This window comes from Rhodopirellula maiorica SM1 (genome assembly GCF_000346295.1).
GTDB classification, from domain to species: domain Bacteria; phylum Planctomycetota; class Planctomycetia; order Pirellulales; family Pirellulaceae; genus Novipirellula; species Novipirellula maiorica.
The window spans coordinates 1-11,996 of sequence record NZ_ANOG01000661.1 but is presented as its reverse complement, the minus strand read 5'-3'; the positions used below and the strand labels follow the sequence as shown (position 1 = coordinate 11,996).

General features: G+C 54.6%; 6 protein-coding genes. 1 reads left to right on the top strand and 5 read right to left on the bottom strand.

All coding sequences use genetic code 11. From position 1 onward, the window contains the following. Positions 1 to 1,168 (bottom strand): sulfatase family protein (locus RMSM_RS21150; RefSeq protein ID WP_008700982.1); only part of this gene is annotated, 1,168 nt, incomplete at its 3' end. A gap of 268 nt (positions 1,169 to 1,436) precedes the next feature. Between RMSM_RS21150 and RMSM_RS42865 the strand changes: the two genes are divergently transcribed. Then, entirely contained in the window at positions 1,437 to 4,796 is a 3,360-nt protein-coding gene (locus RMSM_RS42865) for a sulfatase-like hydrolase/transferase (protein WP_008700980.1), read from the top strand. 32 nt (positions 4,797 to 4,828) lie between these two features. On the opposite strand, the gene RMSM_RS21135 is transcribed toward RMSM_RS42865, so the two are convergent. The 4 genes from RMSM_RS21135 to RMSM_RS21120 all read right to left on the bottom strand — a co-directional run. Then, on the bottom strand, positions 4,829 to 7,885 hold the full coding sequence (locus RMSM_RS21135) for an efflux RND transporter permease subunit (protein ID WP_052031729.1): 3,057 nt from the start codon (positions 7,883 to 7,885) through the stop codon (positions 4,829 to 4,831). Between the two features lie 47 nt (positions 7,886 to 7,932). Continuing rightward, positions 7,933 to 9,246: an efflux RND transporter periplasmic adaptor subunit gene (locus RMSM_RS21130; RefSeq protein WP_052031728.1), complete on the bottom strand. Its 1,314-nt coding sequence runs from the start codon at positions 9,244 to 9,246 to the stop codon at positions 7,933 to 7,935. Next, positions 9,239 to 10,840, bottom strand: a complete 1,602-nt coding sequence (locus RMSM_RS21125) for a TolC family protein (protein WP_008700975.1) — start codon at positions 10,838 to 10,840, stop codon at positions 9,239 to 9,241. The genes RMSM_RS21130 and RMSM_RS21125 overlap by 8 nt, the downstream gene beginning before the upstream one ends. Positions 10,841 to 10,912: 72 nt before the next feature. After that, positions 10,913 to 11,996 (bottom strand): CRTAC1 family protein (locus RMSM_RS21120; RefSeq protein WP_040768682.1); only part of this gene is annotated, 1,084 nt, incomplete at its 5' end.

Below are 11,996 nucleotides of genomic sequence, written 5' to 3'. Positions count from 1 at the left end.
CGTACTCAGGCCGGCCGTGATGGCTCGCTACAACCTTCGCGGCATGTTCGTCCGTTTTCGCTTTCTCGATCCATTCTTTGAAATAATCGCCTGAGGTTTCGCGAAGCAACAAATCGATATGAGTTGTGAATGCAAACTCGGGATGCGGATTGTAGATCAATTTGTAGCGGCCGCTGCGAATCGACCGACTCAGATACACATTCATCTTCTTGTCACCGCTATGTGTCGTAAAGATTCGGTCGCGATGCAAGTTGGCGGTGCCACGAAGAACCTTTGCAAACGAACGTCCATCCAACGATTCTGGAACCGTCCCTCCAGCGATATCGATCAATGTCGGCAACAGATCCACCCAGCTGACCATCGCGTCCGTTCGCGAGTCTTTCGTGATCATTCCCGGCCACGAAACAATCAAAGGCACCTGAATCCCTTCGTCGTATAGCGTCCACTTACCAAAGGGAAATTGAGCACCGTGATCACTCGAAAAAACAAAGACCGTGTTAGCGGACAAGTGATGCGTGGTGAGCCCACGAAGTTCACCGAGATAAGCATCCAAGTCTTTGACTTCTTGCAGATAACGAGAACGTTGCACACGCGTTCGCGGCGTGTCCAACAACTGAGACGGCAGCGACATCGCTTCAGGATCAATTGTCGATTCACTCGGCCAAGGGACGTGCGGGTTCGACACGCCGACAAACAACGCCAGCGGTCGCGGATCGTTACGCGTCTCGAGAAACGCCTTCACGTTCTTGCGAACATCGGGAATGTTCTGCTTGCGATCAAACGTATGGAAATGATAGTCGGGCGCACTCCGCGAATGCGCGACTTTGCCAAACGCAACGGTTTGATATCCCAGTTCGTTCAGCACTTGGGGCAGACGCAAAACGTCTTTGCGTGGATAGCTGTGGTTTTGCTCGGCACCATTTCGAGCTGGCATCAGCCCCGTCAACAACGCCGCTCGGCTGGGCGCGCATGACGGGCTGGCGACAAATGCCCGGTTAAAGGTCATTCCATCGTCGGCCAGTTGGCTGATCGCGGGTGTCTCGATATTGGTTCCACCGTAAAGCGACAAATCGGCGGCGGAAAGATCGTCGGCCAAATAGACGACAATATCGGGTTTGTCTTGGGGCGGTTCCGCAACCGATTGCGAGACCCATGCGATCGTTAACAAGCAGCAATTTAAAATTCGGAACACTGGGGCATGGTTGTACATCGTCAAATATGCAGCCTTTGTGAGTGATGGGATCTAACCGTGATTTGCCAAAGGGGCGTCCTGGCACGATTCTGCTTGTTTCTGGCACAATCTTCAAGGTTTCGACGGTAGAAAGAGACTACATTAGGACGACCACAGCAACAACCAATCCTCCCTTAGCGACGTTCCAGCCTAGTGACGTCGTCGTTTAGTGACGGCCACACGTGGCCCTGACACGAGCCCTCCCATGTTGAATCTAGCCAAAAAAACACTCTACACGCTGATCCTCATCGCAATCGGAAGCGTGACCGGCGTGGCGGCCGAATCGAAACCGAACGTCGTCTTCATTCTGGCTGACGATCTCGGATGGAGCGATACGACTCTGTTCGGAACGACGACGTTCTACAAGACACCGAACATCGAGCGATTGGCACAGCGAGGTATGACGTTCACTCGGGCTTACGCCTCAAGCCCCTTGTGTTCACCGACGCGAGCGAGTGTTTTGACAGGACTTAGCCCTGCCCGTCATGGTATCACATCGCCCAACTGCCATTTGCCGAAAGTGATTCTCAAGGCAACCCCAACCTCTCATGGGCCGCCGACCCAGAAAGCGACTTTTCCTGCATCGGTCTCTCGTTTGGATACCACGTATTACACTTTGGCCGAGATGTTCAAAGACAACGGCTATACCACCGGCCACTTTGGAAAGTGGCATCTGGGACCCGAGCCCTACTCGCCGCTAGAACATGGCTTCGATGTCGATGTACCGCATCATCCTGGGCCGGGACCTGCAGGCAGTTACGTCGCACCATGGAAGTTCAAGGACTTTGATCATGATCCTCAAATTCCTCACGAACATCTCGAAGATCGTATGGCGAAGGAAGCGGTTGCATTCTTAGAACAACATGCGGATAAGCCGTTTTTCCTCAACTACTGGATGTTCAGTGTCCATGCCCCGTTTGATGCCAAGCAAACACTGATCGACAAATATCAGAAGCAAGTCACCCCAAGCGATCCCCAACGCAGCCCCACCTACGCGGCCATGATCGAAAGCATGGACGACGCGGTCGGCACCTTGCTCGACACACTCGATCGACTTGGTATTGCCGACAATACGATCATCGTCTTCGCCTCGGACAATGGCGGAAACATGTACAACGAGGTCGATGGCACCTCGGCGACAAGCAACGCACCGCTGCGTGGTGGGAAAGCAACGATGTACGAAGGGGGCGTCCGCGGGCCCGCGATTGTGGTACAGCCCGGAATCGTTCCGCCAGGTTCGCAGAGCGACGAGATCATTCAAAGCAGTGACTTCTATCCGACTCTTTTGGAAATGCTTTCGATCGCCCCGCAACCGAAGCAACACTTTGACGGCGTCAGCATCGTGCCCGCACTACGTGGCAAGTCGCTTGATCGCGAGGCCATCTTCACGTACTTTCCGCATTCCCCCGGCGTCCCCGATTGGTTGCCACCGGCGGTTAGCGTGCACAATGGCGATTGGAAACTGATTCGAATCTTCCACGGCGGAAACGATGGTCAACATCGCTACAAACTTTACAATCTAAAACAAGATATTGGCGAGCAAAACGATCTCGCTAGCGAGTTTCCTGAACGGGTCGAACAACTTGACGCGTTGATTGAACAACATCTCGTTGAAACGGATGCCGTCCGCCCGCTGCCAAATCCCAACTTTGATCCGTCCAAATACGACGTGACAAAAGAAGGGAAAGCGGGACTGAAAGGCGGCGCAAACGGCCCTAAGAGATCCAAAGCGAATCCGCCCGGCAAACCGGTCGCCGGATGGCGGCCCGGCGGCACCTGCACGCTTTCGAATTCAATCGACGCACTAATCGTCACCAGCACGGGCAACGATCCCTATTTCAGTTATGTGTTGCCCAAGGCAATCAACGAAACGTCATTCGAGTTGCGTTTCACAATGACTTCGGATTCGTCCGGCAACGCCCAGTTTTATTGGCAGGAACAGGGCTTGGGTCCTTTCACCGCCGAGCGGAGCCACGTTTTTAACGTTCAACACGATGGTGGTCAGCACGAGTACGTCATCCGCTTCAAAACGAAGAATCCATTGGTGGCTGTACGACTCGACCCGTCGCGAGGTCCAGGCACGCTGAAAATCTCGGACATTCGCTTGGTTGGCAAAGACGACACCACACATTACCGATTGAAGTTGCCAACACCGCCCGCTGTGTCGACGCGGCGTGAACGGAAACCCAACGTCATCGTCATCTTCACCGATGACCATGGATACGCCGACCTAAGTTGCCAAGGTGTTTTTGACGACGTAAAAACACCTCACCTGGATGCACTGGCCGCTGGCGGTGTCCGCATGACCGATGGCTATTGTACCGCACCCCAATGTGTTCCCTCGCGTGGCGGACTGATCAGCGGCCAATACCAGACAAAATGGGGACTCGAATCCAATCCCCAATTTCAGGACGCAAAAGTCTTGAAACGTTTCGCTGCATTGGAGACGATTCCCGAACGACTGAAGCAGGCCGGTTATGTCACGGGCATGGCTGGCAAATGGCATCTTGGACCGAACCAAGCTAACGCGATCGCCGTGCACGGATTCGACAAGGTGTTCCACAAAAACAGCAATGGTCCGGGACACTGGAACATGAACTTAGCCGGTGAAGACGTCGCCCCTGAACCACAGCGAGGGGACGGGTATCACATCGACCTCATCTCTGAATTCGCCTGCACCTTTATCGATCGTTTCCGCGACAAACCTTTCTTTTTCTACCTTGCTTGTCGGGCACCCCATGTACCGCTGGACGCCCCCCAAAAATACCTCGACCGGTTTCCAGGGCAGATGCCCGAGCGACGACGTCAGGCACTCGCGATGCTGTCGGCTGTCGATGATGGTGTTGGTCAGATCATGGCGACGCTGCGAAAGCATGAACTCGACGACGATACGCTGATCTTCGTCATCGGCGATAACGGAGCCCCGCTGAAGATTCACAAACTCGACGCCCCCGGAGGAGGCCCCGGCTGGGATGGTTCGCTAAACGATCCTCTGAATGGCGAAAAAGGCATGCTGACCGAAGGCGGAATCCGAGTTCCCTTCGTAGTGCACTGGAAAGGCACGATACCCGGCGGTCAGGTCTATTCGCATCCGGTCATCTCGTTAGACGTTGGTGCAACCGCCTGCGCTCTCGCTGGCCTGCCCGATGATCCCATGCTCGATGGCGTCAACTTGCTGCCCTATTTGACCGGAGCCAAGAAAGACGCTCCCCACGACGTGCTGTATTGGCGATGGCTCGGACAATCGGCGATCCGAAAAGGAAAATGGAAATACCTTCGTAGCGACAACCGCGAATATCTCTTTGACGTCGAGAACGACTTCGAAGAGACCGATAACCTGCTAGAAAGTTCGCCCGAACTGGCAGCGTCGCTTCGATCCGACCTGGAAGCGTGGGCAGCGACGCAGTCTCCCCCTGGAATCTGGGCATTGAAGTCGGCCGCGATGAGCAACCAGGCGGCAAAATACTTTGATTGGTACCTCGACGGAAAACGAGATGTGGCAGCGCCGCCGATCAATCCGAGGCAGCAACGAAAACAAAAGACCAAGCCAAAGGTCAATCCCTGAACATCATGCGATGTCGTTCATCACGACGTGTGCTACGCCGATGCTTGTCGCAGTGACCGGATGTCTTCCAGGATCAGATACAGGCATGGCACCAGGACCAGAATAATCGCGGTTGAGAACAAGATCCCGAAACCGAGTGAGATCGCCATCGGAATGATGTACTGGGCCTGAAGCGATTTTTCGAATATCAGCGGCATCAGCCCGCCGAACGTCGTCAACGTGGTAAGCATGATCGGGCGGAAACGTCGCAATCCTGCCTGCGTGATCGCCTCGAACGCAGAACATTCGCTGCGTCGTCGATTGGCATAATCAATCATGATCAACGAATCATTGATCACGACGCCCGACAGCGCGATCACTCCCATAAAACTGACCAACGACAAGTCATAGCCCAAAACAATGTGTCCAAGAACGGCACCGACGATCCCAAACGGAATCGCCACCAACACAATCAAGGGTTGAATGTAGCCGCGAAATGCAATCGCCAACAGTGAATAAATCACGGCCAACGCGAGCCCAAAGGAACCCCACAGCGAAGCGGTCGCTCGACGCATTTCCGCATCGCTTCCTTCAAAGGTCCATGTGATCCCAGGAAAATCTTCGCGCAAACGAGGCAGTTCTTCGTTTCGCAACGCATCAATCACTTGCGTCACTGCTCGCTTGGGCTCAACATCCATCGAGACATTGATAACGCGACGACCGTCACGCCGGTTGATTGACGAAAACGCCACGTTCTTTTCGACCTCGGCAACATCTAACAACGGCACCTCGGCGCCCGACGGTGTGCGAATGATCAAATCTTCTAAGTGATAAATGTCTTCGCGTTGATCTTCGGGCAACTTCACTCTAACTTCGATCTCGTTGGTCCCTCGCAATAGTCGCAATGCCAACGAACCAAAGAAGGCGCCTCGCAATTGATCCCCCAGCTCCTCGTCGGTCAGCCCAAGGGCGCGTCCTTCGGGGCGAAGCCGGAAATCGTACTGAGCCTTGCCTTTGTTGTAGTTGTCTCCGATATCGCGAGCGTTGGAGTAGAGTTTGACCCGCTCGACAAACGCCTGAGCCGCCTTCTCCAATACCGCGATGTCGCTATGGCTGAGATCGACGCTGATATCTTGGCGATGCCCACCGGGGCCACTTTCGGCCTCGAACGTGACTTGATTGACACCGGGCAGATCACCGATCGAATCTCGCCACAATTCAATGACTTCGTCGGCCGTCATATCCCGCTCGTCTGGCGGCTTTAGCACGATTTCCACATCGATAAAATCTTGCCCGCGAACGTTCGTTTTGATGCCTTCGGCAACTTCATAAAGATTGTGCTCGTCAAACATTCGCAAACTAGCTCGGGTGACCGCGTCTGCGATCTCCGCTGCCTGGTCTTGGGTTGTACCGACCGGCATGCGAACCCCGGCTTCGATTTCATCCGCGGAAACCGTCGGCATCAGAATCATCCCCATGTGCGAACTAGTCGCGTAGCCAACGATGACCATGAACATGCCGATCGCCGTGCACGCGGTGACATAACGAAACCGCAAACAAATATTTAAGATCGGACCAAAGACAACCTCGACAACCCGATTGAACCATTGGCTAAACCGCTGTTGCAGATGATGAAGCCGAGCTCCCAAACCGTGCCGACGTCTTCCCGCCTTTCGTACATGTGCCAAGTGTGCTGGCAAAATGAACAGCGACTCGACAAGCGATAGCGACAATACAATGATCACAACGACCGGCAACGGCGCCCAAAATTTCCCGGTCTCGCCCGGAATAAACATTAACGGCACAAAGGCGACAATATTGGTCAGGATGCTGAACGTTACCGGCCCCGCTACCTCACGAGTGCCCTCGATCGCCGCAAGTTCGTCGTCTCCGTTGACCTGCCGTTTTTCATAAACGTTCTCGCCAACAACAACGGCGTCATCAACCACAATCCCTAGCACGACGAGAAAGCCGAATAACGAGATCATATTGATGCTGACGTCGACCGCGGGAAGCAGCAAGATCCCGCCGATGAAAGAGACGGCCATTCCCATCATGACCCAGAACGCTAGGCGGAATTCGAGAAACAACGCCAGGATCAATAGCACAATTCCGACCGCGAGTACCGCGTTTTCCAAAACTAAGAAAAGCCGACGACGAAATTCGTCGGCATTGTTGCTGTCGATTCGCCATTTCACGCCGGGCGGCAAAGCGGTTTCAAAGTCAAGCATCGTTTCTTGGACCGCGTTGGCCACGTCGATCGGCGATTGCGATCCGACGCGGAACACGTCGAGCTCGACCGAAGGCGTTTGACTGAACTGCGAATGAAATCCGACCTCCTCGAAACCGTCGCGGATCGTGGCAATATCACCTAATGTAACCGAAGGCCCTGAGCGGCCTGAGACGATTTCGATCCCCGCAAATTCTTCGGCCCACTGTTTTCGCGCCTTGACCCTCAGCAAGATTTCGCCCGCAGTGGTCTGAATCGAACCAGCCGCCACATCGCGACTGGCGGTGCGAATAATATCCGCAACCCCCGGCAACGTTAGCCCGTACTGACGCAATCGTTGGCGAGGAATCTCGACATGCGTGACGTATTCGGGCACCCGCCGCAATGACACTTGTGTGATCTGGTCATTCGCCTGCAGCGTGTCACGAAGTTGTTCGGCCAACTTGCGCAGCGACCAAATATCGACTGGGCCATACAGTGCGACTTGCATGACCTCTTGTTGTTGCGATTGCAGCCGAACCTCGGGTTGCTCGATCTGTTCAGGAAACGTACGGATGCGACTGATCGCCTGGTCAATATCCTGATACGCTTTCATGCGTTGCGAGCCGGCTACGATTTCGATCAGCACTTCTCCGCGACCTTCACGAGCCTCGCTAGTGATTTCGCGTATCCCTTCGACGCCGCGAACGGCTTCCTCGATCGGACGCAGAATTCCCTGTTCGACTTCCTCAGGAGCCGCACCGGGATAACCGACGTAGACCTCGACAACATCGAGTTGAAATTGCGGAAAAACTTCCTTTTGCATCACGGCGGCTGACCACAATCCGCCACCAAGCAGGATGACCATCAGCAAGTTTGCAGCAATCGAATTGCGAGCCATCCATGCGATGGGACCACGTCGCAAATCCGGTGTCGGTTCGTCGATGCTCACGGTGCGGCATCCTCGCTGGTCGCATTGCTGCTTGTTTCGTCAGCTTCGCTTGTGTCGTCGGCTTCACCTGCGTCGTCTGAGTCGCGTGCGTATTGGGCTCCGCCGCTTGGATCAGCGTCAGTGACTTGGTTCATTTTGCGAAGCCCGACCCCTTCGGCCACGGTCGCCAACGTGGTTGTCACAACTTCGTCACCGCTTCTCAGCCCATCGCCGATATATGCATATTCCGCATCACGAAAAAGCACTTCGGTGTCATGAATTTGCAGTTGCCCTTCTTCCATCACCCAAACCGTGTCACCCTCACGAACGTAGCGACGTTCCAAACGCACCACGTCCTCGATCGCTCGACCTTCGATCTGAACTTCAATTAACGACTGAAGAATTAGCGGCGGTGTGTCGGACGTTTCGCCCAACGGATCCGCTACAGCCACTAGCACTTGGGCTAACCGAGTCCGTTCATCGACGGTGCCGATCATTCGCGCCACGCGAGCTTGTTTTTGAGTTCCCACGGGCCAAGCATCTGGATTTTTTAGCGTCACCTCGGATCCCGGTTGATCGGACGTCGGAAACTGAATCCAACGCAGACTGCGGAACGGAACAGCGGCAGAGATCCAATATTCATCGATACCGACGAGTTGAGCAAGTTCATCGCCAGGGGACACTTGCGAACCCACGTTGACTGATCGCGAGATGACTTGGGCATCAAAGGGCGCCAAGACACTCGACCGAGCCAAGTCTAGCTTCGCCCTTTCCACTGCCGCTTTGGCCGCATTGACTTCCGCGCGGATCGACGCAATCTGCGGTGCCCGCAACACCAAATCGCGATTCGTGTCATCGATCGTTCCTTCGAGTAGCCTCAACTCTTTTTGAGCCAAACTCTGTCGACCTTCTTCGATCTTCAGCGAAGCCTCGGCTTGTTCTAATTCGCTTTCTTCAATTGACAGCGCGTTTTCAAAATCGGCAGGATCGATGCGCAATAGCAGATCACCTTTGCGAACCCGTCCTCCTGGCAAAAACTGCGGCGACACTTCAACCACTTGGCCGCTTACTCGAGGGCTAAGCACGATCTCCTGAGCTGGCTGCACGGTCCCAAGCACTCGCAACGTGGGCGAGAAACTTCCTCGCTCGACCGTGATGGTTTCGACCAACGCAGCGGACTTGCGAGTGGCTTTGATCTGTTTCGCAGTCGGCTCGGTCCGATTGATGACGACGATGGCGGCGACCGAAGCGGATAAGATAGCCAAACACGCAATCATGGTCCCAACGATCCCAAGCCAACGCAAAGAACGGGGCGATTGGGACTTATTCATCGTCGCGAGTCTCTAGAAACATCAAGTCGGAAACTTCGTTGATCAATCCATCGAGTTCCGCTTCGTCGGTTTTGGGATCAAAGTAGTTAAAATCAATGTTTCCCTGATCGGCCTCACCAATATCCAGTGTTTCCGATGCGATGAGATTGGCAGGATTCATGTCGGCGGGCTGTTGCACGGTGGGTTGCAAGATAATGGCGGGATCGAGGGCGTTTTGAGGCTGTGGATCAAAACTGCCAGCCAACGCAAGGTACAGCGTAACTCGGATCAGTCTTAATTCTAGTTGAGCGGCGAGCATTTCGCGTTGCAAACGCTGCTGAGCTGTAATGGCCGTCAACACCGCAAGGTAGTCCGTGTCGGGCTCGAGCAGATATTGCTCACGCAGCTGATCGGCCGCCTGTCGTGCTAATTCCAGTTGTTTTTCCAGATGTCCCAATCGCTCGATCTGGTAGCGTTCGCGAGCCAAGCTGTCTTCGACTTCGCCAAATGCGATCAACATGGTTTGACCATAGCGATTGAAGAGCTCACACACCACTGCTGAGGTGCGAGCCACCTCGGCCTTCCGCTGTCCCCCGTCGATGAGGGGAGCGATCAACTGGCCTCCGATCGAAACAAACCAGTCGCGGAAAATGGTTTCGGGACTATCCGCAACGTTGAGCAGCGATCCCGTCAAACTGAGACGCGGATATTGGTCGCTGATCGCAGCGGCTAAATCATGGTCGGCAGCTGCGAAAGCCAAATAATCGCGGCGCACATCCGGCCTCCGCTGCAGCAATTCCGACGGCAATCCGGTAGCCGGCAGTGGTGGCAATGCTGGTAATTTGGTTCCAGGATCATACTGGGCCGACTGTGGCATCTGGCCGACCAACACCGCCAACTGATGCTCGAGCACCTCGATGCGTGCCTTTGCTACGACTTCCTGTTCCAACGTCGCTTCGACCAATTGACGTTGACGAAGCACATCGGGGCTACGAATCAGTCCCAAACCAAACCGAGACTCTTGCAGGAGAAGTCCTGTGCGATTGGTTTTGATCTGTTCATCGAGCAACCCAAGTTGAGCGTGGGCTTCAATTAAAGAAAACCAAGTCCGAGTGATCTCCGCAGAAAGCGTCAAGGCGACCGTGCGATAATCTTGCTGTGTGGCGGCGGCTCGCAATCGCTCAGCCTCCACGCGCGATTCGATCTGGCCCCAAAGATCCAGTGGGTAGGCCGCCTCGAATCCAAAGACAAAATTCTGAAGATCCGCGCCAGGGCCAAAGGTGCCGCCGATATCGGCAACGCCATTCACATCCGGAAACAGATCCGAAGCTTCTCGGCGGGCCACCGCCCTTGCCGCACGAAGCCGTTGTCGGGCTGCAGCGAGCGTGAAACTGCTCTCCAGCGCTTGGTTGATATGGTAATCCAATGCCGGATCGCCAAATTCGTGCCACCAACGCTCGCTCACCGGCAAATCGCCGCTTTGCGAAAAAGGAGGCGGACTTTGGGTCGGAAAATCGGGAACCGAATCGCGGCCTGCGCAGCCAATCACGACCAGCAGCGAAAATGCCAGTATTTTGCGTAAAAATCGCTGCAATTTGAAAGCGAAGGATCCCATGCTGGCAAACCTAGCAAGTGCGATTTTCTCGACACAAGCTCAATCGGAACCGCTCACTTGGTTCGCGACAAACTATTTCCCCCCGTCATCCGCATACCGGAACGCTGGCTCGCCTTCGACAACTAGATACTCCGCGCCGCTGTGGAGGTTTTCATATGTTTGCATCCCCCCCGAAGGCCAATGGACCGAAACGCTCTCGACCCGGTCGGACGCTCCAACACCAAATGAAACCGTTCGTTCATTGCTGGACATATACCCATCCCCGGCACTCACCATCGACCTATAAGTCCGCTGGCCGACCGTAATGGAAACCACCGCCCCGATGGCATCACGATGCGTTCGCGTGCTTTTGAGCGTGCAACGAATCGACTTTCCCGAACCTTCCGTGTGATTGATCAACATCGCTACCGGCTCGTACAGATGCGTGATCAACACATCACTTCGGCCATCACGATTCAGATCCGCAATGGCCAACGCGCGACCAAGGTGGTCAATTTGAAAGTAGCTTCCTAGCGATCCGCGATCACAATCTTCCCATTTCCCAGCAGGCGTTCGTCGAAAGACTTGCCCCGGCATCCGATAGGCAACGCCAGTCTGATGGAAATCATCGATGTGCCCATTGGTCACAATCAACTCTTTTGCACCATCGTTGTCAAAATCACACCACTGTGTCCCAAACCCCAACATTTCAATCGAGGGTTGGGCCAACCCGGTTTGAAACGACCGATCGACCCAAAACCCAGGCCGCCGCTGCTCGTAATAGGTGTGATGCTCTTTGGCAAAATGAGTCAAATACAAATCGAAATCGCCATCATCATCAGCATCGGCAAATGCAATTCCCATCGATGCTTGGGATTGTGACTTGCCATTGACGCCAAGTCCGCGGATCGAACCGAGTTCACGCATCTCGAACTCGCTGGCGTCTCTTTCTCCAGACCAAAGATGGTTTACCGTCATGTCATTGGCGACATAAACGTCCAACCCAGGACGCTCGTCAATTTGACCGACCACCAACCCGAGCCCACGGCCACGGACCGAAGGATCGATCCATTTTTCGCTTACATCCTGCATCGTGCCATCGTCAATCCCTCTCCAAACGCGATCGGCCTGGGCATCAAACATCAACGGAGCACAGGCGGAGAAGCGTCCTTGCTCG

Coding starts and splice junctions, on each gene's coding strand:
- RMSM_RS42865 (WP_008700980.1), top strand. CDS start 1,437: ATGTTGAATCTAGCCAAAAAAACACTCTACACGCTGATCCTCATCGCA.
- RMSM_RS21135 (WP_052031729.1), bottom strand. CDS start 7,885: ATGGCTCGCAATTCGATTGCTGCAAACTTGCTGATGGTCATCCTGCTT.
- RMSM_RS21130 (WP_052031728.1), bottom strand. CDS start 9,246: ATGAATAAGTCCCAATCGCCCCGTTCTTTGCGTTGGCTTGGGATCGTT.
- RMSM_RS21125 (WP_008700975.1), bottom strand. CDS start 10,840: ATGGGATCCTTCGCTTTCAAATTGCAGCGATTTTTACGCAAAATACTG.